This window comes from Pseudomonas sp. GD03903 (genome assembly GCF_029840045.1).
Taxonomy (GTDB): Bacteria; Pseudomonadota; Gammaproteobacteria; order Pseudomonadales; family Pseudomonadaceae; genus Pseudomonas; species Pseudomonas pseudonitroreducens.
The window spans coordinates 55240-79788 of sequence record NZ_JAOCBT010000003.1; the positions used below are offsets into that span (position 1 = coordinate 55240).

The window sequence follows — 24549 nt, forward strand, 5'->3', positions numbered from 1 at the left end:
TGCAAGCTCAGGCTAGGAATGACCGGTGTCACGCCCATGACGGTGCGGTGATGCTTGTATGACAAGAACAACGACCTCGAAGGAAGGAGCGCCGCGATGACCTGGAAATGCCTGCTCGGCCCACAGGACCGGCTGCCGCCGGGCCTTGCCCTGGAGGACTGGTACGCCGAACTCCTGGAGCGCGCCGCTCATGCCGGCAGCTTTGAGCTGGCAGTGCTCGGCGGCCGCATGGCGACTTCGCCGGGGCTGGCCTTCCTCGCCGGTTACCAGGCCGCCCTGCGCGCGCTCTGGCCAGCGGCCCCGCGCAGCCTCGGCGCGCTCTGCGTGACCGAGAAGAAGAGCGTGCGCCCCGCCGACCTGCAGACCCGCCTCGACGGTCTGGTGCTGCACGGTCGCAAGGACTTCGCCACCGCTGCCGACAGCGCCGCCTGGTGGCTGGTCGCCGCGCGTGACGAGGACGAGGGACAGCCTCCGCGCATCGCCATGACCGTCGTCCAGTCCGGTGCGCCGGGCGCGAAGCTCGAGGCGTTGCCGGCCCTGCCGCTGATGCCGGACATCCCCCACGCTCGCCTGCTGCTCGACGGCGCCCACTGCGAACGCCTGCCCGGCGATGGCTGGGAGGCCTACAGCAAGCCCTTCCGCACCCTGGAAGACACCCATGTGCTGGCGGCGGTCTGCGCCTGGCTTTATGGCCTGGCGCTGGAGCACCAGTGGCCGGCGGAGCTGGCGCTGCGCCTGACCGGTGTGCTGGCCGGCTGTGCGGAAGTCAGCCGGCAGCCGGCTTCGCAGGCGGAAACCCACCTGCTGCTGGCCGGCGTGTTCAGCCAGTTCGAAGGCCTCGCTGCGACACTGGATGCCGCCTTCGCCTCGGGCGACCCGGAGCTGGCGGCGGTCTGGAGACGCGACAAGGGCGTGCTCGCCATCGCCGGTGCCGCACGGGCCAAGCGCCTGGAGAAAGCGAGGGTGGCAATAGGCCTTGACCCACGTCAGTGAGGGTTGGGAGAGGGGACGTTAGCCTTACAGAGGTTTCTGAATACCTAGAAATTTCCGCAGGGCTACCCACTGTTTTCCCTCCCACTGCTTTAGGAAATCCCCCTCATGCGACGCGAACCCATCGTGCTGTTCGACGACGGTAAACACCAATGCCTGTGTTTCGACGATCTGGTCAGCGGCGACGGTGTGCAATCCAACCAGTTCCTCATCGTCGACCACGACAAGCGCCTGTTGCTCGATCCGGGCGGCGACCTGACCTATACGCCGTTGTCCCTGGAACTCTCGAAACTGTTCTCGCTGCAGGACCTGGACTACATCTTCGCCTCGCACCAGGACCCGGACATCATCGCCGCGCTGGACAAATGGCTGCTGCACACTCGCGCCAAGGTCATCTGCTCCAAGCTCTGGGCGCGCTTCCTGCCGCACCTGACGGCCAACTACCTGGCGGTCAGCCATGGCATCTCCACCTATGACCGTGTCATTCCGCTGCCGGACCGTGGCGAATCGGTGCAACTGGGTCGCTGCCAGCTGAAGATGATCCCTGCGCACTTCCTGCACTCGGTGGGCAACTTCCAGATCTACGATCCGGTCAGCAAGATCCTCTTCTCCGGCGACATGGGCGCCTCCCTGGTGGACGATGCCAGCCCGGTGCAGGACTTCGCAGCGCACGTACCGCACATGGAAGGCTTCCACCGTCGCTACATGGCGTCGAACAAGGTCGCGCGCCTCTGGGCATCGATGGTGCGCGGCATGGACATCGAGATGATCGTCCCGCAGCACGGCCGGCCCTTCGTCGGCAAGGCCATGATCGCTGCCTTCCTCGACTGGATCAGCGAGCTGCAGTGCGGCATGGACCTCATGGGGCCGGAGGACTACCAGGTACCTCGTTGACCGATTGCGCCAATCGTCCTTGATTACGGCACGATCGGCGCTTAATTCGTCATCTTCACCGTGCTAGGGTGCGGGCCGACCTGATAACAAGAGGCCCGCCGATGCCCTTCACTTCCTACAGGCCAGCGCTGCGCGCACTGGCCCTGGCCACCTGCCTGCTCAGCAGCCATGCCCACGGTGCCGACACCTGGCCCGAGGCCGACTGGCCCCACGGCGCCACGCCCAGTGGCGCTGCTGTCGAAGCCTTCGAAAGCTACGCCTTCCCCAGCCGCGACGACGCGACCCGCAAGGGCGTGCGCACCGATGCGGTGGTGGTAATTCGCGACGGCCAACTGATCTACGAACGCTACGCCGGCCCGACCAGCGCGCAGACGCCGCACCTGGCCTGGTCGATGAGCAAGAGCGTGATGGCCAGCGTCCTCGGTGTGGCCTTCGGCGAGGGCAAGTTCCAGCTCGACGACCCGGTCGCCCGGCATTACCCGGCTTTCGCCGACCATCCCGATATCAAGATGCGCGACCTGCTGCACTGGGCCTCCGGCCTGGCCTGGCAGGAGGAGTACGAATACGCGCCGGTGCGCTCCTCGGTGGTGGCGATGCTCTACACCCGTGGCCGCGACGACATGGCGAAGTTCACCGCCGGCTTCGCTGCCGATGCCGAGCCGGGCAAGCGCTTCCGTTACTCCAGCGGCGACAGCAACGTGCTCTCGGCCACGCTCAAGCAGATGGTCGGCAAGGACTACGCGAACTATCCCTGGACCGCGCTGTTCGAGCCGCTGGGTATCCAGTCGGCCGTCTGGGAGCGTGATGCCAGTGGTACCTTCGTCGGTTCTTCCTACGCCTACATGACTGCTCGCGACATGGCGCGCATCGGCCTGCTGATGGAGCGCGACGGGCGCTGGAAGGATCGCCAGTTGTTGCCGCAGGACTGGATGAAATTCGTCCTCGCGCCGTTCCCCGAGTACCAGCCCGATCCGAAGAAGCCCAACGAGGCGGTACCCGGCGGCCAGTGGTGGCTCAACCGTCCGGTGGCCGGCGCGCCCGCGCCCTGGCCGGATGCCCCCGAGGACACCTTCGCGGCGCTCGGCCACTGGGGCCAGGCGCTCTACGTGATTCCCGAACAGAAGCTGGTGATCGTCCGCTATGCCGACGACCGTGACGGCAGCTACCAGCACGATACCTTCCTCAAGCTTGCCCAGGCGGCCTTCGCCCATGGGGAGGTGCAGCCATGATCCGCCGCCATCCGATCCTCACTGCTCTGGTCCTGCTGCTGCTCGCACTGGTGACCACGGCCTGGCAGAACCGCGTCCACCTCGCCGCCTTCCCCGGCATCATCGGCGCCTACACCGCCAAGGAGTACTGCTCCTGCCGCTACGTTATGGGGAACTCGGCGGACTATTGCCGGGCCTATACCAAGCAGTACGTGCCGACCAGCGGCTTCCTCGACGACGAAGCGCGCAAGCGGGTGACCGCCCGCGGCCTTGGCAGTACGCAGACAGCCGCCTGGCTCGGTGCGCGCGAAGGATGCCAACTGATGCCCCAGGCGGATGAATTGCCCGAATCGGGCAACCACTGACGGGCGCGTTCCACGGAGCGGGGCGACCCGCTTCGGAGGATCGATGCATTCTTTTGTAACAGGCGCTGTGTGCGCGTTGCTGGTACTGGCCAGCCCGCTGGCCCTGGCCGAATGGCAACTGGACGGTGACACCTCGCGGATCAGCTTTGTCTCGGTCAAGCGCGGCAAGATGGCGGAAGTGCAGCGCTTCGACCGCCTCTCCGGGCAGATCGACGATCAGGGCGCGGTGCGCGTCGTGGTGCCGCTGGAGTCCATCGACAGTGGCCTGGCGCTGCGCGACGAGCGCATGCGCAATTCCTTCTTCGAGATCGAGCGCTTCCCCGAGGCGATCGTCAGCAGCCAGCTGGACCTGAGCCGTTATGATGACCTGCAGGTCGGCCAGTCGCGCCAGGAAACCGTGGACTTCAACCTCGACCTGCACGGCCAGCAGCGCCGGCTCAAGTCCGAGGTACTGGTCAGCCGCCCCAGCGAGACGCGCATCGAAGTGACGACCCTGGAGCCGCTGGTACTCAAACTGATCGACTTCGACCTGGAGGAAAAGCTCGAGCCGCTCAAGGAAGTCGCCAACGTGCCTTCGATCACTCCCGAAGTGCCGGTGTTCGCGGTGCTGGGGTTCAGCCAGGTGATCAAGCAGAGCCCCTGATAGTACGGGAATGGGAACGGGCTGGCGCAGGGCTGCGGCGGGTATGACGTTGCGAGGCCAGTCGGCGCCAGCCAACAGCGGCTAGACTTCGGCGCTGACAGCTTGCCGATGCCCGACTTGGCGTGCCCGGCAACTCCGCAGCTCAATAACAAGGACAGTTGAGAATATGTGCAAGGCGACTGAACTCCAGACTTTCCGAGAATATGCGATCAAAAATGCCTTCAGGCTGGCATGGGAAATGAATTTCACCGGCGATAGTTCAATTGAGGAGGCTGGGCAGGTGGCCGCGCAGGAAATGAACTTCACGGTTCTATTGTCGATCATCGAGTCCTTGGGCCTGGCACATCTAACGCCGGAGGACGCGCTTGCTACGCTGAACGATGCAGTCAAGTCCCATGGCCAGTCATTCACTCTCTCGAAACCGGCTCATTTCGATCAGGCGGTACTGGATATAAAAGACCTCAGGGGTAGTGCGTCCCATGTAAGTCTCATGGAAGGCAACGTAACCGTTTACCTGGATAACGATCAGCTTAAGCATCAGCACAAGAGCCATCCGATTGGCACCCGGGTAACTCACGGCGGTAACAAGTTCAACAGCACCTGCGACGTGGCGTGGCACCGTGCGAACACGTTGCCGGAGATGCTGGAGTGGGCCAAGGGCCTCCCTTATGTTGAAGGGAGCAAGCAACCAACCGGTCAGGCGGAACCACGCAACGGTATTCACTACGAGGGGCATTGTCTGATGGCCAACAGCGGGAAGTATGTCCTTTTCCACTGTTACCCGAGTGATGGCTCCAAGTTGCTAGGTTGACGGAGAGTGCTTCCGATGCGGGTTCCCAGTCGGCGCGGATCACGATGAGCCCGGCCTGCCGGTTGGATTTCGGGCAGTTCAGGAGCGTGTAGTTTCCATTTCAGGCAGAGTCGTCCGGCCTGCTCCGAATGCCGTGAAGCTGCCCGCCGCGAACAGCCAGGCGCTGATGCCACCGTAGCCCAGCACCCAGCCGAAGCCCTGCACCAGTGCCGCGCGGGCGCCCTCCGGATCGTCCGCGCCCAGCCGGCCGCTGGCGATGCTCGCCGCCTGTTGCAGCTTCTCGCTGCCATCCACGCCGTGGAGTGCGGCGGCGACACCGGAAAGCAGGATCAGCCCCATCACCGCGATGTTGATTGCCAGGGAGATCATCCGCGCGCTCATGTCGATGCCCGAGGCCATGCCAGCGCGGGCAGCAGGCACGGCAGCGGTGGAGGTATTGGTCACCGTGGTGTTGGTCATGCCCAGGCCGATGCCGGCCAGCACGCAGCCGGGCAGCAGGGTCAGCCAGCTGGCGTGGTCCACGGCGCTGCCCCAGAGCATCAGAAAGAAGCCGGCGCCGATCACGAACATCCCGCCGGGGATCACCCAGCCGGGGTGGAAGCGGTGCGCCAGGCGCTCGGCGATCGGCGGGACCAGTAGTGTTGGCAGGGTGTAGGCGAGCAGCGACCAGCCGGCCTTCACGTCGTCGTAGCCGAGCACGCCGTGGTAGTAGACCGGCAGGTAGATCATCAGCGGCCAGAAGCTCGCGTTCATCCCCGCCGAGGCGAACATCGCTCCGGAGAATGCGCGGATGCGCAAGACCGAGAAGTCGAACAGCGGGTGGGCGACGTGGCGCTCGATCAGGATGAACGCCGCCAGGCAGGCGACGCTGAGCAGCAGGATCGCCAGCGCGGCCGGGCTGGCAAAGCCCAGGTCGGCACCCTGGGTGATGTAGAACACCGTGCCGAGGACGGCCAGCGACAGCGTCAGCATGCCGCCGATATCCAGCCGCTCGGCATCCGGATCGCGCGACTCCACCGCGCCGTACTGCGCCAGTGCCAGGGTGAGCAGGGCGAGCGGCCCGTGCACCAGGAACACCCATTGCCAACTGGCCAGGGCGACGATGGCACTGCCGATGATCGGCCCGAACCCCAGGCCGATGCCGAACACCACGCCCCAGGCGGCGAAGGCGCGTACGCGCTGCGCCGGGTCGCTGAACTGGCTGGTGAGGACCGCCACCTGGCAGATCAGCATGACCCCGCCGGCCGCGCCTTGCAGGAAGCGCCCGGCGATCATTGCCGGCATGCTGGTCGCCAGCCCGCAGAGCAGCGAAGTGACGCCGAACAGCGCGAGACTGATGACGAACAGGCGCTTGCGGCCGAAGCGGTCGGCCAGGGTGCCGGCGGCCATCAGTACGCTGGTGACGGCGATGGTGTAGGCGTTCATCACCCATTGCAGGTCCTGGAAGTCGCCGTGCAGTACCCGCTCCAGGGCTGGAAGGCTGGCCGGAATGCTGGAGATTTCCAGGCCGAACATCATCGAGGACAGGCACACCGCGGCCAGGGCGATGAGGTTTCTGGGGTTATGGAGGGCGGTCATGGGGATGGCTCCGGGGGACGAACCACTATTCTGAAAAAGAACAGAGTTCCCCATTGGCTCCATTTTGTCCCATCATTGGGTCTCTTGAGGATTCAAAAGAGGCTGCCTGATGGATGACCGACTCGATGGCATCGCCACCTTCGTTCAGGTGGTGGATGCCGGCAGCTTTGCCGTGGCCGCCGAGCGTCTGAACCTCACGCGCTCGGCGGTGGGCAAGGCCATCGCCCGGCTGGAGGCGCGCTTGGGTGTGCGCCTGCTGCAACGCACCACGCGCAGCCAGAACCTCACCGACGACGGCCAGGTGTTCTACGACAGCTGCGTGCGTGCCCTGGCCGAACTGGACGCCGCGCACACCGCGCTGGAAGGCGGGCGGATGGAGCCGCGCGGGCGCCTGCGGGTCAGCGTGCCGATCTCCTTTGGCCACCTCTGCGTGGTGCCGCTGATGCTGGCGCTGGCGCGGCAGTACCCGTCGCTGAAGATCGACCTGTCGTTCACCGACCGCCGCGTCGACCTGGTGGAAGAGGGCTTCGACCTCGCCGTGCGCATTGGCCCGCTGGGCGACAGTGCCACGCTCGCCGCGCGCAAGCTGGGTGTGCAGTACACCAGTATCGGCGCGGCACCCGCCTATATCGCCGAGCGCGGCATGCCCGAGGGCCTGGACGATCTCGCCGGTCACGCCGCCATCAGCTACTCGGTCGCCGGCGTCACCTCGCCCTGGGACCTGCGCGACGACGACGGCCACGCGCAACGCATCGACATCGATCCACAGCTGAGCATGGACGACCTGCAGGCCATCACCGCTGCCGCCGTGGCCGGTTTCGGCCTGGCGCGCCTGCCGTCCTGGCTGCTGGCGCGGCATGTGAAGCTGGGCGAGCTGGTGGTGGTGAAGGGCCGCTGCAACCTGCCGCCGCTGGAGATCCACGCGGTGTGGCCGAAGACCCGCTACATGCCATCGAAGATCCGTTGCGCGATCGATGCGCTGGTGGCCGGGATTCCCGCCCTGCTGGCGGACTGAACCAATGACCGCGATGCCTGCCCAATGGCTCGCCGGTCGGGCGGTTTGCAAGCCGACGGCGGGCCGCTATCGTTGGCCTTTGATCCATCCGTTTCCATGTAAGGGATTCCATGCGCTCGCTGTTCGCCTTCCTCTTCGCGGCCTGCTTCGCCGCATCCGCCCAGGCTGCCTGGTACCTCGACTACGAGTCCTCGCGGCTGACCTTCGTTACTACCAAGAATGCCGACATCGCCGAGGTGAATCGCTTCCTGGTGATGCATGGCAAGGTGGAGGAGCAGGGTCAGGTTGAGTTGCGCATCGAGATGGATTCGCTCAGTACGGGCATTCCGCTGCGCGACGAGCGCCTGCGCGAGCAACTCTTCGATACCGAAAAGCATCCGGATGCGCGCGTCACCGCGAAGCTCGACCTGCGCCCCATCACCGAACTGGCCAGTGGCGTGCAACTGGAGATGCGCCTGCCGCTGCGCCTGGAACTCAACGGCCAGGCGAAGGACTACCGTACCGACGTGCTGATCACCCGCCTGGACGAGCACCGCTTCCAGGTCGTGACCCTGCAGCCGCTGGTGATCAACGCCGCTGACTTCGGCCTCGCGCCGGGCGTGGCACAGCTGCGCAAACTGGCCGGGCTGAAGAGCATTGGCCTGTCGGTGCCGGTGGGCGCCGTGCTGATCTTCGCCTCGCGGTGAGCGGCCCGATCTTCCCCTGGCGGACGGGCAACCGTTTCGCCCTGCTCTGCGATGGCGAGCGCTTCTTCCCGCGCATGTTCGCCGCCATCGACAGCGCCGAGCGGCAGATCGAACTGGAACTCTACCTGGTGGAAAGCGGCAGCTGCGCCGAGGCGCTGCTCGACCGCCTGCTGGCCGCGCTCGGGCGTGGCGTGAAGGTGCGCTGCCTGTTCGATGCCTTCGGCAGCCTGAAGCTTTCCAGCGCCTGGTCACGGCAGTTGCTGGAAGCGGGTGGCGAGCTGCGCCAGTACAACCCGCTGAACTGGAAGGCCGGCCTGCGCAACCTGTACCGCGATCACCGCAAACTGCTGCTGGTGGACGAGCGCATCGCCTACGTCGGTGGCACCGGCGCCACCGATGAGTTCTGGTCCGCGCGAGAGAACCGCAGCGACTGGCACGAGGTCATGGTGGAGATGACCGGCCACATCGTCGCCGACTGGCAGCGCCTGTTCGAGCGGCAGTGGAATGCCTGCCTCGGCGTGCGCGCCTGGAAACCCCGCGAGGAAGTCCTGCTGACCCGCCTGCCGCCAATCCCCAACTATGGCGAGGGCCTGGCGCGGGTGGCCTACGCCGACGCCGGCCAGCACCGCGATATCCTCCAGGCGCTGGTGCGTTCGCTGCGTGGCGCGCACCAGCGCGTGTGGCTGGCGACGCCATACTTCCTGCCGACCTGGAAGGTCCGCCGCGCCCTGCGCAAGGCTGCGCAGCGCGGGGTCGACGTGCGCCTGCTGCTCACCGGCCGCCTCACCGACCATGCGCCCGTGCGCTACGCCGGCCAGCGCTACTATCCGAGCCTGTTGCGCGCCGGCGTGAAGATCTTCGAATACCAACCGCGTTTCCTTCATCTGAAGATGGTACTGGTCGATGACTGGGTCAGCGTCGGTTCATGCAACTTCGATCATTGGAACCTTCGGTTCAATCTGGAGGCCAATGTAGAAGCGTTCGATCCGTCATTTACCGCGACGGTGGCCGAGTGCCTGGGCGCCGACTTCGCCCAGAGCCGCGAGATCGACCTGAGTTTCTGGCGTGCGCGCCCCTGGTGGAAGCGCATGCGCGAGCGGCTGTGGGGTTCGCTGGACCGGCTGGTGGTGAACTTCCTTGACCGTCGCCGCTGACGTTGTTGCCATGCGTTCAGCTGTCGTTCGTCGAGTAGGAGGAGAGAGGCGTGGAAACAGTACAAAAAAAGGAACGCTTCATCGGTCTGGAATGGCTGCGCTTCCTGATGGGGCTTTACGTGGTGATCTACCACACCCTGCACAGCTACCCGGCGGAGCAGAAATTCGCCGGCCTGGATGACCTCACTGCCCTGGGCTTCTTCGCCACCAGTACCTTCTTCGTGCTCTCCGGCTTCCTTCTCTGCCACGTCTACGTCACCGACGGACAACTGCGCGAGAGCCCGCGCAGCTTCTTCACCAAGCGCCTGTCCAACCTCTACCCGCTGCACATCTTCTCGATCCTGCTGACCATCAGCGTGCTGCTGGTGGTGAGCGGGCTGGGCATCGGCCCGGACCTGGACCAGGCCACGCCGCGCTTCGTCATCTACGACACCAACGAGGCCATCGGCCGCTTGCAGCCGGAACTCTTCCACCACTGGATGAGCGACCGCGAGTTGCTGTTCAACAGCATCCTCCAGCTCACCATGCTGCAGGCCTGGAACCCTTACTACCTGACCTTCAACGCGCCGCTCTGGTCGCTCTCGACGCTGTTCTTCTTCTACCTCTGCTTCCCCTTTGTCGCGCCGCGCCTGGCGCGTCTGCAGAACAAGTGGAGATGGCTGCTGGCGCTGTGGCTGCTCTACCTGATTCCGCCGCTACTGGTGGTCGCCAGTGAGCAGTACGGCATGCCCTGGACCGGCCTGCTGCACCGCAATCCGCTGCTGCGTTTGCCGGAGTTTCTCAGTGGCATCCTCGCCTATGGGCTGTTCCGCGAATACAAGGACGCCGGACGCCTGCCGGGGCGCGGAGTGCTGGTGGCGATGGGGGCTTTCGTGCTGGGCAATTTCCTCGTCGCCGATTACCTCTACACCCACGGCGCCAAGTTCTGGTACTTCCTGCTGCACAACGGCCTGCTGTTGCCGGCGCAGTTGATGCTGGTCTACATGAGTGCGCTGCCGCGCGATCCGCAGAACAGCCTGATCCGCCACTGGTCACCACGCCTGGGCGCGGCCTCACTGTCGCTGTTCGCCCTGCATGTGCCGTTGTTCACGCTGTTCTCGCGCACCGAGAAACTGATCCGCGCGCCGGGCGATTGCCTGGCCGACTGGGCCTTCTGCGTCGAGTCGGCGACTCATCAGCAGCTATCGATCTGGCTGTATCCGCTGTTCCTGCTGTTCATGGTCACCAGTTGCGTGCTGGTGCAGGAGCGCTGTGTGGTGCCGGTGCGCAAATGGCTGGTGCGGCACCTGTTGCCGGCCCCGCCTGCACCACCGGGCGCGCGGCGGCGAGTGGTTACCGAGTCGTAATCCATCGTTGGTCTGTTCGCGAGCAAGGACTCGGCGTCCCCCTCGGTCCTACAGGTTGCGCTCTTCGTAGGAGCGAGCTTGCTCGCGAACCCGATACTGCGCCGTCCCTCCCCCGCTTCTGCCGACCTGCGCTGCCCGTGCTAGGTTTTCTGCAGCGCCGCCGCTGCGGCCCTTAGCGGAAGAAAACCACCATGCCCGTCGAGTTCCGCCTGCTCAGCGGCGAAGCCATCCGCCCGTTCATCGATGATCTGGCGCGTCTGCGGATCACGGTGTTCAAGGAGTACCCGTACCTCTACGACGGTAGTCCGGAGTACGAAGCCGGTTACCTCGACAGCCACGTGCGCTCGGCGTGGAGCCTGTGCGTCCTGTTGCTCGACGAAGGCCGGGTGGTGGGCGCTTCGACCGGGCTGCCGCTGCAGGACGAAGCCGAGGCACTTCAGCGACCGTTTCTGCAGCAGGGCTGGAACCCTGAGCGGATCTTCTATTTTGGCGAGTCGGTGGTGCTGCCCGAATATCGCAGCGCCGTTCTCGACCTGCGCTTTTTCGAGGAGCGCGAGCGCTTCACCCGTGACCTGAAGCGTTTTGACTGGTGTGCCTTCTGCGCACTGCAACGGTCGCCGGGGCATCCGGCCAAACCTGCCGGCTACCGAACCCACGATGCCTTCTGGCTGCAGCGTGGCTTCACGCCGCAACCGGGGCTGCGAGCCGAGTATCGTTGGCGTGACCTGGGAGAATCGTCGGAAACCGCCAAGTCGATGGTGTTCTGGCTCAAGCAACTGACCTGACGGACATCGCTGTGCGGGGGCTCGCTCAAGCGGCGGCTTGCTCCGCTGGCCTGGGCGTGGCCGAGAAGTACTCGCCCCGGACTTTCGACGGGTGGCAAGCCCGGGTACGGTGGTTATGCTCCGGGCATAACCATAAGAGGGACTGTCCATGCTCCGAGTGGCCCTGTGCGCCTTTCTCCTGATGCTTGCTGGTTGCAGTTCGCCCGGTGCGTTCTTCGGTGCGCTGGACGGGCCGCCGTTCGGCGCGTTGCCGGCGAATTCGCAGCAGGCCACGGTTTACCTCTACCGACCGCAGAACCAGTGGTCTGACGAGGAGCTGGAAGCGCCCGGTCTGTTCATCAACAACGAACTGATCGGCAGCCTGCCGAGCAACGGCTACTTAGCCCTGAGTTTTGCCCCCGGCAGTTATCCACTGCAGATGCGTCGTCCGCTGCTGGGCAGTTTCTGGACCTTCTTCGCCGGCGGCAGCCTGGACTTCACCCTGATTGCCGGGTTTACCCTGGAAGCTCGTGCCGGCGAGGTGTACTACCTGCGCTACGACGAGACCCACACGCCACCCAAGTACGAGCACACCGCCGGCCAGGGCGCCGGCCCGCTGCAACTGGTGGGCAAGGAGCTGGGCTCGCGGGAAATCCCCGCCACGCGCCAGGTGCAGGAGCCGGTGAGCATCGCCGCCAGCGGCAAGGAAGTCGAAGGGCCGGGCTTCTTCGAGCGTATCGGTCTGTGAGATTCACGCCCCTCTGGAGTTATGAGGGCAACTCATAGCTCCTTGAGTTTTTGTGGTTACCGGGCCGCGCGGGCCCGGTGCTAAAAATCGTCGCACCAGCTCATCGACAACAACAAAGAGCGACGCGACATGACTTCCTTCCTGCTTTCCCCGCCCTCGATCCGTCCGCTGCACTCCGGCCTGTCCGGTGCTTTCGCGCACCCGTCCGACACGCCCATCGATAGCTGATTCCACTCTTTTCCCCCCGGCGTCCTCCGCCGGTTTTGCCACGGGCCGCGAGAGCGCGCCCGGGCTTTCCTGCACCCCACGTTTGCATGAGGTACCCCATGAAAAAGCTCGACCTGTATATCGGTGAAGGTTTCGAAGGCCCCGGCGTCAACGCCGCGCACATCAATATCCTGCTCGGCCCGCGCAACGGCCCTGCCGGCCAGGCCTTCGCCAGCAGCCTGGCCTCGCCCAGCCAGGGGCATTGCCCGTTCATGGTGATCGCCCAGCCGAATATCCCGGTCAAGCCGATGACCCTCTACGTGAACAAGGCCGAGATCAACGGCGACCTGCATGCCAACGCCACCTGGGGCGCGTCCCAGGCCGGCATCGCCAAGGCCGTCACCGAGGCGCTGCTGGATGGCACCCTGCCGCCCGAAGCCGAGGACGAGTGGGCCATCGTCACTGCCAACTGGGTCAACCCGGGCTGCAACGACCTCGATGCCGTCTACCTGAACAACTACAACGCCTGCCGCACCGCGATCAGCGCGGCGCTGGCCTGCAAGCCCGAGCGGGCGCAGCTGGCCGACGTGGTCAATGCCATCGCCAACCCCTTCTACACCCCCAAGGCCTGAGGTAAGCGCCATGCAATACATCCGTCTCGGCAACTCCGGCCTGCAGGTTTCCAAGCTGTGCCTGGGCACCATGAACATGGGTACCCCGGACTGGAAGCCGTGGATCTTCGATGAACAGAAAAGCGAGCCGATCGTGAAGCACGCGCTGGATGCCGGCGTGAACTTCATCGACCTCGCCGACTTCTACTCCGCCGGCGTCGGCGAGGAAGTGGTCTGCCGCATCCTCAAGCGCCTGGTGCGCCGCGAGGACGTGGTGATCACCACCAAGGTCGGCTACGGCACCCGCCCCGGTATCAATGCCAGCGGCCATTCGCGCAAGCACATCATGGATGGCATCGACGCCTCCCTGAAGCGCATGGGCATGGATTACGTCGATATCTACATGCTGCACTTCTACGACGTGAACACCCCGGTGGAAGAGGTCATGGGCGCGCTGAACGATATCGTTCGCGCCGGCAAGGCGCGCTACATTGGCGTGTCCACCATGCTCACCGGGCAGTTGGCAAAAATCCTCATGGCCTGTGAGCGCAACGGTTGGGTCAAGCCGATCAACATGCAGCTGCAGCTCAACTGCGCCTACCGCGAGGAAGAGCGCGAGATGATCCCGTTCTGCCGTGACCAGGGCCTCGGCGTCTCGGTGTTCAGCCCGCTGGCGCGTGGCCTGCTGACCGGCGACGCGAGCTCGACGCGCAACCAGACCGACTTCTTCACCCAGCAGATGTACGCCGACGAGGCGTCCTTCGAGATCGCCCGCTCCGTGCAGCGCGTGGCGCAACGCCGTGGCGTGTCCAACGCGCAGATCGCCCAGGCCTGGGTCCTGCAGCATTCGGGGGTGGACTGCATGCTGGTGGGTGCCGACACCACCGCGCAGTTCGACAGCGCCCTGGCTGCGCTGGAAACCCGTCTGGATGACGAGGAAATCCACGAGCTGGAGCGCAACTACACGCCGTGTGACGTGATCAACGACTACACCGCCGGCAAGCGCATCCTGCGTGTCGCCCGGCCCATGCGTGAAGCCTTCGCGCTGACGGAGGCGGTGGCATGAGCGCGCTGCTGAAGACCGGTCACTACATCGATGGCCAGTGGGTGACAGGCGCTGTGACCTACCCGGTGCGCAACCCGGCCAGCGGCGCGCTGATCGTCGACGTGGCGCGTGGCGGCGCCGAGGAAACCGATGCCGCCATCGCCGCCGCCGAACGTGCGCTGCCAGCCTGGCGCGCGCTGACCGCCAAGGAGCGCAGTGCGCGCATCCGCCGCTGGGGCGAGCTGATGCTGCAGCGCCAGGACGACCTGGCGCGCCTGCTCAGCACCGAGCAGGGCAAACCGCTGGCGGAGGCCAAAGGTGAGGTCGCCTATGCGGCGAGCTTCCTCGAATGGTTCGCCGAGGAGGCCAAGCGGGTGTACGGCGACGTGATCCCCTCGCCCAGGGGCGATGCGCGCATCGTGGTGATCAAGCAGGCGATCGGCGTGGTCGCCGCGATCACGCCGTGGAACTTCCCGCTGGCGATGGTCACCCGCAAGGTCGGCCCGGCCCTGGCCGCCGGCTGCACCATGATCCTCAAGCCTTCGGAAGAAACCCCGCTGTCGGCCTTCGCTCTTGCGGTGCTGGCGGAAGAGGCGGGCATTCCGGCGGGCGTGTTCAACATCGTTTCCGGCGACGCTCCTGCCATTGGTGCTGCTATCCAGGCGTCCGCCGCGGTGCGCAAGCTGTCCTTCACCGGCTCGACCCGCACCGGCAAACTGCTGATGCGCCAGGCGGCGGAGACGCTGAAGAAGGTCTCGCTGGAACTGGGCGGCAACGCTCCCTTCATCGTCTTCGATGACGCCGACATCGACGCCGCCGTACGCGGTGCCATGGCCTCGAAGTTCCGCAACACCGGGCAGACTTGTGTGTGCGTCAACCGCTTCTATATCCAGGACGGCGTCTACGACACCTTCGTCTCGCGGCTGGCCGACGCCGTGCGCGCCATGCGCGTGGGCAACGCGCTGGAGGGCGAAACCGAGCAGGGGCCGCTGATCAACGCGGCGGCGCTGGCCAAGGTCGAGCAGCATGTCGGCGACGCCCTGGAGAACGGCGCGAAGCTGCTGTGCGGCGGCCGTCGTCATGCGCTGGGCGGCACCTTCTATGAGCCCACCGTGCTGGCCGAAGCGAACCCGCGGATGCTGATCGCCAGTGAAGAGACCTTCGGCCCGGTGGCCGCGTGCTTCCGCTTCCGCGATGAGGCTGAAGTCCTGAATCTGGCGAACGACACGCCCTACGGGCTCTCCGCCTATTTCTACAGCCGCGATATCGGCCGCGTCTGGCGCATGGCCGAAGGCCTGGAAGCGGGCATGGTCGGCATCAACGAAGGAATCATCTCCACCGAGGTCGCGCCCTTTGGCGGTATCAAGGAGTCGGGCCTGGGTCGCGAAGGCTCGAAGTACGGCATCGAGGATTACGTGGAGATCAAGTACCTGCTCATGGGCGGCCTGTCCGCCTGACGCCCCGCCAGGGAGTTCTGCCTCGGCCACCGCGCCTTCCCGGGCGCGGTGGCCCAACCTCGCTGTGTTTCCTATAACAACAAGTCGGAGACGATCATGTCGGGTCAAACAGTCAAAATCGATGACCTGCCCATCGGCAGGTTCCACATCAAGATCGCCGGACTCACTTTCGGCGCCCACTTCACCGATGGCTACATCCTCGGCCTCATCGGCATCGCCTTCACCCTGATCAACCCGCAGATGGCGCTGACGCCCTTCTGGCAAGGGCTGATCGGCAGCTCGGCACTGCTCGGCCTGTTCCTCGGCAGCCTGTTCTTCGGCTGGATTTCCGATCACCTCGGCCGGCAGAAGATCTTCCTCATCAGCTTCGTGCTGATCACCATAGCCTCGGTGATGCAGTTCTATGTCGAATCCGCGATGCAGCTGTTTCTCTGCCGGGTGCTGATCGGCATCGGGCTGGGCGGCGACTTCAGCGTCGGCCACGCGATGCTCGCGGAATTCGCACCGCGCAAGCATCGCGGTGTGCTGCTGGGCTCGTTCAGCGTGATCTGGACCTTCGGCTATGTCGCCGCCACCTTTGTCGGCACGGCCATGCTGCCGCTGGGTGACGATGCCTGGCGCTGGATGCTGGCGTCCTCGGCAATCCCGGCCGCGATGATCCTGATCGCCCGCATCGGCACGCCCGAGTCACCCCGCTGGCTGGTCTACAAGGGCCGCATCGAGGAAGCCCGCGCCATCGTGCACAAGCACCTGGGCGCCAACGTGGAGATCGACGAAGAGGTCATCAACCGCAAGCACAGCGGCTACAAGGCGCTGTTCAGCCGCGAGTACCGCAAGCGCACCGCGTTCAACTGCCTGTTCTTCATTTGCATTGTCATGCCGTATTTCGCCATCTACACCTTCCTGCCGTCGATCCTGCAGAAGATGGGGCTGGCCGAAGGCTTCGGCACCGAGATGATGCTCAACGCGCTGCTGATCGTCGGCGCAGTGCTGGGCATCTGGTGCACCGTCAAGTTCAGCCGCCGCGGCTTCCTGATCAACTCGTTCCTAATCCTCGCCGCCTCGCTGTTCCTGCTGGTGCTGCTGCCCGGCAGCCTGGCCTGGCTGATGGTGGCGTGCTTCGGCCTGTTCACCCTGGTGCTGTCGGCGGTGAGCAATCTGGTTGGTGTCTACCCGGCGGAAAGCTTCCCCACCGAAGTGCGCGCTGGCGGTATCGGCCTGGCCACGGCGGCCAGCCGCCTGGGCTCGGCGCTGAGCACCTTCCTGCTGCCGGTGAGCGTGGCGGGCATCGGGCTCAATCCGACCATGGCGATCCTCGCCGGGGTCCTGCTGTTCGGCGCGATCATCTCCATCGCCTGGGCACCGGAAACCAAGCACCTGACCCTCGCCGATTGCGGGCGCGGAGAGCCCGGTGGCGAACCATCGTCCGCACCGGTCAAGGTGGCCAGCGTCGCCTGAGATTGCCGACCCGGTCCCTGGGCGCGGGCTGCGCTCAGGGATTGCTGACCAGCCCCAGCCAGTCCTGGAAGCGCTGCACCTTCGACAGTCCCTTCTTCTCCGTTGCGATGTCCAGCCAGTAGCCATAGGGGCCGATCACCTCGACCGGGGTGATCGGCAGCAGGCTGCCGGCGGCCAGTTCGCGCTCGATCATCTGCCGGTCGATCACCGCCAGGCCGCCACCGGCCAGGGCGGTGTGGATCACCTGGTCGAGTGTGCTGAACTCGATCCCGCTGCTGGCGTCGACGTCCGTCCGATCCATCGCCGCCAGCCAGTTTTCCCAGACCCGCAGGCGCTTGCCTTCGTGGAGGATATGCAGCAACGGGAAGGCGTTGAGCTCCGGCGGCTGGCCGTCGTCGAACAACTCAGGGCTGGCGACGGCGATATGACGCTCCATGACCAGCAGTTCGCTGTGGCATTGCGTGGCCTGTTGCAGGCCGAAGCGAATGCGGCAGTCCAGTTCACCGGCATTCTCGGTTTCCAGGTGGTTGGTAACGCTGAGGCTGATATCCGGGTAGCGCCGCAGGAAGTCGCGCAACCGCGGCGACAGCCAGCGGGTACCCCAGGTGGGTGGCGCAAGGATGCGCAGGCGCTGGCGCAGGTTGGGCACGCGTACCGCTTGCAGCGCGCGTTCCATCTGGTCGAAGGCTTCGCCCAGGTGCGGGGCGAGGGCGCTGCCGGCTTCGGTCAGGGTCAGGCCTCGGGGCGTGCGCAGGAAAAGGCTGATTCCGAGGTATTCCTCCAGCTGCTTGATCTGCCGGCTGACAGCTCCCTGGGTGACGTTCAATGCATCGGCCGCACGATTGAAACTGCGATGGTGGGCCACTTCTTCAAAGACGCGGAGCATGGTCAGGGGCGGCAGGTTACGCATGGCGGGGCCATCCGAAAGTACGCTCGAGGCGCGGGCATTTTTCGCCGATTCTAGCGATGGCGGAGCCTATGGAATATGCGTTTTTCTCCGCTTCGGCCTGCGCTTTCGCAGATTGTCGGATGCCTTCGCCAGTGGCTGACACGGGCCTGCGGGCACACCGTGCGCAGGGAAGGTCAGCGCGACGACACCGCGCCCTTTACTTCTGCCCAGAACAGGCGGCCAACCTAGGGCGCGGTGGTGTAGTAGCGGCGTATTACCCTGCTGCCAGTACGACTGTCTAAGCTCTCCCGCATGCCCGGCCACTACGGCCGGGCCCTGCCGGGAGGACGCCCAAGATGGCCGCGAAGAAGATCCTGATGCTGGTCGGCGATTACGCCGAAGATTACGAAACCATGGTGCCGTTCCAGGCACTGCTGATGGTCGGGCATAGCGTCCATGCCGTCTGCCCGGACAAGAAGGCCGGCCAGAGCATCCGCACCGCCATCCACGATTTCGAAGGCGACCAGACCTACAGCGAAAAGCCGGGTCACAACTTCGCACTCAACGCTACCTTCGCCGATGTGCGCGCCGAGGATTACGACGCGCTGCTGATCCCCGGTGGCCGCGCGCCGGAATACCTGCGCCTGAACGCGAAGGTGATCGAGCTGGTGAAAGCCTTCGACGCCGCAAAGAAACCCATCGCCGCCGTCTGCCACGGTGCCCAGCTGCTGGCCGCCGCCGGGGTACTCAAGGGCCGCGCGTGCAGCGCCTACCCGGCCTGCGGCCCGGAAGTGACGCTGGCCGGTGGCGAGTACGTGGACATCCCGGTGGATGCCGCGCATGTCGACGGCAACCTGGTCACCGCGCCCGCGTGGCCGGCGCACCCGGCGTGGCTGGCGAAGTTCCTCGACGTGCTGGGTACGAAGATCAGCCTGTAAACTGGCCCGTCATCGAAGCTGGAGAAGCCGTCCATGTGCGAACTCTATGTAAAGGCCGACCCGATTCTCTATGAGTCGCGCTCCCGCTCGCTGCGCATCCGTGGCGTGGTCACCACGCTGCGCCTGGAGAACCAGTTCTGGGACATCCTGCGCGAGATCGCCGAGGTGGACGGCATGACCACCAACCAGCTGATCGCCAAGCTCTATGACGAGGTGATGGACTACCGCGGGGAGGTGGTGAATTTCGCCTCCTTCCTGCGGGTGAGCTGCACGCGCTTCCTCGCCCAGCGCCGTGACAACGTGGTGGAGCTGAACCGGGTGCCGCGCAGCGCCTGACTGCTTTGCGCAGGAGCGAGGGGGATGCCCAGTCCTTGCTCGCGAACAGATTTCCTGGCAGCACCTGAGCTGGGCGGTTCGCGAGCAAGCTCGCTCCTACAGGAGAACGCCGGTGCTGCCGGTTGTTGTAGGAGCGGATTCATCCGCGATTGGCCTGCCCCTGCGCCGAAGTCACAGACATTCACCCATGAAAAAGCCCGGCACATGGCCGGGCTTTTTCATGGGGCGGTCATGCAGTGATTACTGCACTTCCACCGCCAGGTTCTCGGCGATCTTTTTCTGCCAGATGGCCGGGCCGGTGATGTGCACCGACTCGCCATTGGTGTCGACCGCTACGGTCACCGGCATGTCCTTCACTTCGAACTCGTAGATCGCTTCCATGCCCAGTTCGGCGAAGGCCAGGACCTTGGACTTCTTGATCGCCTGGGCGACCAGGTAGGCGGCGCCGCCTACGGCCATCAGGTAGACGGCCTTGTTGTCCTTGATCGCCTCGATGGCGATGGGGCCGCGCTCGGACTTGCCGATCATGCCCAGCAGACCAGTCTGCTCGAGGATCTGGCGGGTGAACTTGTCCATCCGCGTCGCGGTGGTCGGGCCAGCCGGGCCAACCACTTCGTCACCGACCGGATCGACCGGGCCGACGTAGTAGATGAAGCGGCCTTTCAGGTCCACCGGCAGCTCTTCGCCCTTGTTCAGCATGTCGACCATGCGCTTGTGCGCGGCGTCGCGGCCGGTAAGCATCTTGCCGTTGAGCAGGATGGTCTCGCCCGGCTTCCAGCTCTGCACTTCTTCCGGGGTGATGCTGTCGAGGTTGACGCGGCGCGCGGACGGGCCGGCTTCCCAGACGATTTCCGGGTAGGCGTCCAGCGAAGGCGCTTCCAGTTCGGCCGGGCCGGAGCCGTCGAGCACGAAGTGCGCGTGGCGGGTGGCGGCGCAGTTGGGGATCATGCACACCGGCAGCGAGGCGGCGTGGGTCGGGTAGTCCATGATCTTCACGTCGAGCACGGTGGTCAGGCCGCCCAGGCCCTGGGCGCCGATGCCCAACTGGTTGACCTTCTCGAACAGCTCGAGGCGCATTTCCTCGATCTTGTTCTGCGGGCCACGGGCTTTCAGTTCATGGATGTCGATCTCGTCCATCAGGACTTCCTTCGCCATCACCGCGGCCTTCTCGGCGGTACCGCCGATGCCGATGCCGAGCATGCCCGGCGGGCACCAGCCGGCACCCATGGTCGGAACGGTCTTCAGCACCCAGTCGACGATGGAGTCGGACGGGTTGAGCATGGCCATCTTCGACTTGTTCTCGGAGCCGCCGCCCTTGGCCGCGACGTCCACTTCCACGGTGTTGCCCGGGACGATGGAGTAGTGGATCACCGCCGGGGTGTTGTCCTTGGTGTTCTTACGCGCACCGGCCGGGTCGGCCAGGATGGAGGCGCGCAGGACGTTCTCCGGCAGGTTGTAGGCGCGACGCACGCCTTCGTTGATCATGTCGTCGACGCTCATGGTGGCGCCGGCCCAGCTCACATCCATGCCGACGCGGACGAACACGGTGACGATACCGGTGTCCTGGCAGATCGGGCGGTGACCAGTGGCGCACATGCGCGAGTTGATCAGGATCTGCGCCATCGAGTCCCGGGCGGCCGGCGATTCTTCGCGCAGGTAGGCCTCATGCATGGCCTGGATGAAATCAACCGGGTGGTAGTAGGAGATGAACTGCAGGGCATCGGCGACGCTCTGGATCAGGTCGTCTTGCTTGATCACGGCCATGGAGCACGGTCCTCTTCAGGCGGGTAGTACAGGCTTGGGGCCTGTCACAACGGGAATTCGCCGACACGGCTGCGGCGAAAAAAGGCGCCGTAGTATACCGCTGCGGCCCCTTGCCGCGCACCCGCCAGCGATCCGACCTTGGTCCCAGATTACCCCCGCTCCTTATCAAGCAGCCCTTCGGTCGCCCACATTCCGATCGGCTAGGCACTGGGGCGCTTTGATAGTAGAGTGAAGGCCAGGTGCCATTACGGGACGGAGCCCCATGAGCACGCTGAAACCACCTCTGAAGCAGCACGCCTTACAAAAACTACTCATCAGGCGATTCGGCATGGCCCTCGGGACCTATGCGCTGGCGCTTCTTTTGTTGTGGTTGGCCGTGTTCGGCGAGTTCTACCGCGCGCCCGTCAGCTTCGCCCTGACCTGCACCCTGCTGGTTGCGGGTAGCCAACTGGTGTTTGCCTGGCTGTTCATCACCGGGCGCAACCAGCGTTTCACCGATCCGAGCATGACCGAGCCGCAGGTGCTGGTGGCAGTGGTCTGGAACACCCTGTTCCTGGCCAATGTCGACACCGCGCGTGGCACGCTGATGGTGCTCTACGTGCTGATCCTGCTGTTCGGCGTGTTCCAGTTGCAGCCCAGGGTGTTCGCTCGCTGCGCTGCGCTGGCCTTCATTGCCTTCGCCGGGCTCAACCTCCACGAAGCCTTCCAGCAACGCCTGCAACTGCCGGCGCAGGCCGTGCTGCAACTGTTGGTGCTGTTCATCGTGCTCACCTGGCTGAGCCTGTTTGCCAGCTATGTGCAGTCCTTGCGCCAGCGCATGCGCCAGCGCCGCTACGCTCTGCAGGCTCACCAGGACACGTTGCGCGGCATGATGCGCCAGCTCGAAGACCTGGTGGCCACCGATGAACTCACCGGGCTGTTCAACCGCCGCCACTTCCTCCGCCTGGCCGGCCGTGCGCTGGAGGAAATGCGCCCCGGCCAGCGTCATGGCCTGGCGCTGATCGACCTGGATCACTTCAAGCGGATCAACGATGTCCACGGGCATGCCGCCGGCGACCGCGTGCTGCAGACCTTCGCCGCTGTGGCGCGGGCCTGCCTGCGCGAGGGCGATGTGCTGGCGCGCTATGGTGGCGAGGAATTCGTCCTGCTGTTGCCCAACGCCGATGCCGACCGCCTGACCAGTTGCTGCGAACGCCTGCGGCTGGCCTATTCGGCGGCGGAGCCGGTGGGGGTGAATATCGAAACCCTGAGCCTGTCGGCGGGGATGACCCTGCTCGACGCCAACGATGATCTCGACGAGGCCTTGCAACGGGCCGACCAGGCGCTCTACCGTGCGAAACGCAGCGGACGCAACCGCTGCGATGCCGCATGGGAGTGGACGCGTGCCTGAGATACAGGCCGGATCGCAATGCTTTTCGGTAGCCCCCGGAGTCAACCTGCTCGATGCCCTGCGCGGCGCCGGTATCGCCGTGCCATACAGTTGCCGGGCCGGCAGCTGCCATGCCTGCCTGGTGCGCTGTACCCGCGGCGCGGTGCTGGATGCCTTGCCCGAGGCGCTGGATAGCGCACGACGCGACGAGGGCTGGTGCCTGTCCTGCCAGTGCCGGGTTATCGAAGACCTGACGGTGGAGGCGTTCGATCCGCAACGCGACGGCCTGCCCGCCACGGTGACTGAACTGGACTGGCCAGCGCCGGACGTGCTGCGCCTGCGCCTGGCACCCCAGCGGCCATTGCGTTACCGCGCCGGGCAGCACCTGATTCTCTGGAGCGCTGCTGGCGTCGCACGGCCATATTCCCTGGCCAGTGTGCCGGGGCTCGATGCCTGGCTGGAGTTCCACATCGACTGCCGCGAGCGCGGCGCCTTTGCCGATTTCGCCCGTGGCCTGAAGGTCGGCGACACCCTCCGCCTGGGCGAGCTGCGGGGCGGCGCACTGCACTACGATCCGGAGTGGCACGAACGACCCTTGCTGCTGATGGCCTCCGGCACCGGCCTGGCGCCGCTCTGGGGCGTGTTGCGCGAGGCGCTGCGGCAGCATCACAGCGGGCCGATCCGCGTCATTCACCAGGCCCATGATCGCGCAGGGCATTATCTGGCCGAGCCCCTGCAAACCCTGGCCGCCAGCCATCCGGAGCTGGACGTGACGCTGATGACCACGGCCGAGTCGGCCGAGGTTTTGGCGCAACTCCGGCTTGTTTCGCGGCGAACCCTCGCCTTACTCTGCGGCCATCCCGCCAGCGTCGATGCCTTCGCTCGACGCCTCTACCTCTGCGGTGTGCCTCGCGGCCAGACGCTGGCCGACTTGTACCTGCCCCACGCCTGAGAGCCAGTTCAACAGCTGCTGCGCGTCGGCATAACTGCGTTGGAATCAGGCTGAAAAATGCTCATTTACACGATGTAAACTCCGCTTTTTCAGCCTGCTCCCGCCTTGTTCTGCTCTAGCTCGCGAGGTGTTGAAAAGGCTCTGAACCGGTCCTCTCACTTCAATAAGAACAAGGAATTGCCATGAGTGAACAGATTCTCGTCGAGCGCGAAGAGGGCCTGCTGACCCTGCGCCTGAACCGTCCGGACAAGATGAACGCGCTGACCCGCACCATGTACGCGGGGCTGGCCGACGCCCTGGAAGCGGCGCAGGAGGATCGTTCGGTGCGCGTGGTGCTGATTACCGGCAACGCCGAGTGTTTCACCAGCGGCAACGATATCGTCGATTTCCTCCAGGAGCCGCCGAGCGGCCCGGACAGCGCGGTATTCCGCTTCATGCGCGCGCTGATGGAGTTCACCAAGCCGGTGGTCGCTGCCGTCGCCGGCCCGGCCGTGGGTATTGGCACCACGCTGCTGCTGCATTGCGACCAGGTGTTCATCGCCAGGGGCGCCAAACTGAAGATGCCCTTCGTCAACCTGGGCCTGTGCCCGGAATTCGGCTCCAGTTTCCTGGTGCCACGCCTGGTCGGCCCGGTGAAGGCTTCCAGCCTGTTGCTGCGCGGCGAAGGTTTTACCGGTGAGCAGGCCGTGGCCTACGGCATCGCCAACGAAGCGCTGGAAGATGGCGCGGCGGCGCTGCAGCGCGCCCGCGAGGTCTGCCAGGCCTTCCAGCAGCTGCCGCCGGCCGCTGTGGCGCTGAGCAAGCGCCTGCTGAAAGCGCCCTTCATCGAAGAGCTGCGCCGTGTCGTGGCGGAAGAGGGCCAGCATTTCGTCCAGCGCCTGCATTCGCCGGAAGCCCATGAAGCACTGAGTGCGTTCACCCAGCGCCGCCAGCCGGACTTCTCGAAGTTCCTGTAAGCGCTACCGGTCGGCGTACAACCGCGAACGGTTGTACGCCCTACGGATTGGCATCGGTGCCCCTGGGCAGGATGTTCGCGAGCAAGCTCGCTCTTACAGGGAACACCAAGCGGCTCATCGCTGGCGTAGGAGCGGACTTTGTCCGCGAGTGGCTGATCCACACGCCAAGGCCAACAACAGGGCGGCGATAAGTCATCGCGGACAGAGTCCGCTCCTGCACAAACCTCACGCCTTGCGTGGGGTGGGCTTTGTCCGCGACAGGTCTGCATCGCCGGAAAAGTTTGCCCACATAATCTGTGGAGCGTGCTGTGGATAAGCTCTGGGGCAACCCGGCCAGCCCGCGCCAGCTGTGGCTTGCAGGGGAT

General features: G+C 65.2%; 24 protein-coding genes. 21 read left to right on the plus strand and 3 right to left on the minus strand.

Annotated features, from left to right (window positions below; genetic code table 11):
- Positions 1-96: 96 nt before the first annotated feature.
- From N5C91_RS05130 to N5C91_RS05155, 6 genes are all read left to right on the plus strand, one after another.
- On the plus strand, positions 97-993 hold the full coding sequence (locus tag N5C91_RS05130) for an acyl-CoA dehydrogenase family protein (RefSeq protein ID WP_279828294.1): 897 nt from the start codon (positions 97-99) through the stop codon (positions 991-993).
- A 105-nt stretch (positions 994-1098) separates the two neighbouring features.
- On the plus strand, positions 1099-1884 hold the full coding sequence (locus N5C91_RS05135; protein WP_279828295.1) for an MBL fold metallo-hydrolase: 786 nt from the start codon (positions 1099-1101) through the stop codon (positions 1882-1884).
- A 101-nt stretch (positions 1885-1985) separates the two neighbouring features.
- Positions 1986-3113 carry a serine hydrolase gene (locus N5C91_RS05140; protein ID WP_279828296.1) on the plus strand — a complete coding sequence of 376 codons (1128 nt, stop codon included), beginning with the start codon at positions 1986-1988 and terminating at the stop codon, positions 3111-3113.
- Positions 3110-3457: an amidase gene (locus N5C91_RS05145; RefSeq protein ID WP_236172942.1), complete on the plus strand. Its 348-nt coding sequence runs from the start codon at positions 3110-3112 to the stop codon at positions 3455-3457. Before N5C91_RS05140 ends, N5C91_RS05145 begins: the two co-directional genes overlap by 4 nt.
- A 43-nt stretch (positions 3458-3500) precedes the next feature.
- Positions 3501-4100 carry a YceI family protein gene (locus N5C91_RS05150; protein ID WP_236199330.1) on the plus strand — a complete coding sequence of 200 codons (600 nt, stop codon included), beginning with the start codon at positions 3501-3503 and terminating at the stop codon, positions 4098-4100.
- A gap of 166 nt (positions 4101-4266) precedes the next feature.
- Complete coding sequence (locus N5C91_RS05155; protein WP_279828297.1) at positions 4267-4911, plus strand: hypothetical protein; 645 nt, start codon at positions 4267-4269, stop codon at positions 4909-4911.
- 78 nt (positions 4912-4989) lie between these two features.
- Here N5C91_RS05155 and N5C91_RS05160 read toward each other — a convergent pair whose 3' ends face one another.
- Entirely contained in the window at positions 4990-6489 is a 1500-nt protein-coding gene (locus N5C91_RS05160) for an MFS transporter (protein WP_279828298.1), read from the minus strand.
- 109 nt (positions 6490-6598) lie between these two features.
- Here N5C91_RS05160 and N5C91_RS05165 point away from each other — a divergent pair, with 109 nt between their 5' ends.
- From N5C91_RS05165 to N5C91_RS05210, 10 genes are all read left to right on the plus strand, one after another.
- Positions 6599-7504, plus strand: coding sequence for a LysR family transcriptional regulator (locus N5C91_RS05165; protein WP_236172938.1), 906 nt, complete (start codon positions 6599-6601; stop codon positions 7502-7504).
- Positions 7505-7614: 110 nt separating this feature from the next.
- Positions 7615-8190, plus strand: a complete 576-nt coding sequence (locus N5C91_RS05170; RefSeq protein ID WP_236172937.1) for a YceI family protein — start codon at positions 7615-7617, stop codon at positions 8188-8190.
- On the plus strand, positions 8187-9344 hold the full coding sequence (locus N5C91_RS05175; RefSeq protein WP_279828299.1) for a phospholipase D-like domain-containing protein: 1158 nt from the start codon (positions 8187-8189) through the stop codon (positions 9342-9344). Before N5C91_RS05170 ends, N5C91_RS05175 begins: the two co-directional genes overlap by 4 nt.
- Before the next feature lie 50 nt (positions 9345-9394).
- Positions 9395-10690: an acyltransferase gene (locus N5C91_RS05180; protein WP_275094697.1), complete on the plus strand. Its 1296-nt coding sequence runs from the start codon at positions 9395-9397 to the stop codon at positions 10688-10690.
- Between the two features lie 191 nt (positions 10691-10881).
- The gene (locus tag N5C91_RS05185) at positions 10882-11475 is read left to right on the plus strand and encodes a GNAT family acetyltransferase (protein ID WP_279828300.1); all 594 of its coding nucleotides are present in this window, start codon (positions 10882-10884) and stop codon (positions 11473-11475) included.
- 148 nt (positions 11476-11623) lie between these two features.
- Positions 11624-12202: a DUF2846 domain-containing protein gene (locus tag N5C91_RS05190; protein WP_236172934.1), complete on the plus strand. Its 579-nt coding sequence runs from the start codon at positions 11624-11626 to the stop codon at positions 12200-12202.
- Between the two features lie 326 nt (positions 12203-12528).
- On the plus strand, positions 12529-13041 hold the full coding sequence (gene fae, locus N5C91_RS05195) for a formaldehyde-activating enzyme (protein WP_279828301.1): 513 nt from the start codon (positions 12529-12531) through the stop codon (positions 13039-13041).
- Between the two features lie 10 nt (positions 13042-13051).
- The gene (locus N5C91_RS05200) at positions 13052-14086 is read left to right on the plus strand and encodes an aldo/keto reductase (protein ID WP_279828302.1); all 1035 of its coding nucleotides are present in this window, start codon (positions 13052-13054) and stop codon (positions 14084-14086) included.
- Positions 14083-15522: an NAD-dependent succinate-semialdehyde dehydrogenase gene (locus tag N5C91_RS05205; RefSeq protein WP_279828303.1), complete on the plus strand. Its 1440-nt coding sequence runs from the start codon at positions 14083-14085 to the stop codon at positions 15520-15522. Before N5C91_RS05200 ends, N5C91_RS05205 begins: the two co-directional genes overlap by 4 nt.
- Before the next feature lie 96 nt (positions 15523-15618).
- Complete coding sequence (locus tag N5C91_RS05210; protein ID WP_279828304.1) at positions 15619-16980, plus strand: MFS transporter; 1362 nt, start codon at positions 15619-15621, stop codon at positions 16978-16980.
- A gap of 34 nt (positions 16981-17014) precedes the next feature.
- Here N5C91_RS05210 and N5C91_RS05215 read toward each other — a convergent pair whose 3' ends face one another.
- On the minus strand, positions 17015-17890 hold the full coding sequence (locus tag N5C91_RS05215; protein WP_236172929.1) for a LysR substrate-binding domain-containing protein: 876 nt from the start codon (positions 17888-17890) through the stop codon (positions 17015-17017).
- A gap of 335 nt (positions 17891-18225) precedes the next feature.
- On the opposite strand from N5C91_RS05215, the gene N5C91_RS05220 reads away from it, so the two are divergent.
- Together N5C91_RS05220 and N5C91_RS05225 are read left to right on the plus strand one after the other, a co-directional pair.
- Complete coding sequence (locus tag N5C91_RS05220; protein ID WP_236172928.1) at positions 18226-18807, plus strand: DJ-1/PfpI family protein; 582 nt, start codon at positions 18226-18228, stop codon at positions 18805-18807.
- 33 nt (positions 18808-18840) lie between these two features.
- A complete protein-coding gene (locus N5C91_RS05225) occupies positions 18841-19143 on the plus strand; it encodes a ribbon-helix-helix domain-containing protein (RefSeq protein ID WP_017519692.1) in 303 nt (100 codons plus the stop codon).
- A 240-nt stretch (positions 19144-19383) separates the two neighbouring features.
- On the opposite strand, the gene N5C91_RS05230 is transcribed toward N5C91_RS05225, so the two are convergent.
- Positions 19384-20907 (minus strand): fumarate hydratase, encoded by a 1524-nt coding sequence (locus N5C91_RS05230; protein WP_054908611.1) that lies wholly within the window; start codon positions 20905-20907, stop codon positions 19384-19386.
- 262 nt (positions 20908-21169) lie between these two features.
- On the opposite strand from N5C91_RS05230, the gene N5C91_RS05235 reads away from it, so the two are divergent.
- The 3 genes from N5C91_RS05235 (at position 21170) to N5C91_RS05245 (ending at position 24184) form a co-directional block, all read left to right on the plus strand.
- Positions 21170-22297, plus strand: coding sequence for a GGDEF domain-containing protein (locus N5C91_RS05235; protein ID WP_236172927.1), 1128 nt, complete (start codon positions 21170-21172; stop codon positions 22295-22297).
- Positions 22290-23228, plus strand: a complete 939-nt coding sequence (locus tag N5C91_RS05240; protein ID WP_279828305.1) for an iron-sulfur-binding ferredoxin reductase — start codon at positions 22290-22292, stop codon at positions 23226-23228. Before N5C91_RS05235 ends, N5C91_RS05240 begins: the two co-directional genes overlap by 8 nt.
- A gap of 182 nt (positions 23229-23410) precedes the next feature.
- Complete coding sequence (locus N5C91_RS05245; protein ID WP_236172925.1) at positions 23411-24184, plus strand: enoyl-CoA hydratase-related protein; 774 nt, start codon at positions 23411-23413, stop codon at positions 24182-24184.
- Positions 24185-24549 lie beyond the last annotated feature (365 nt).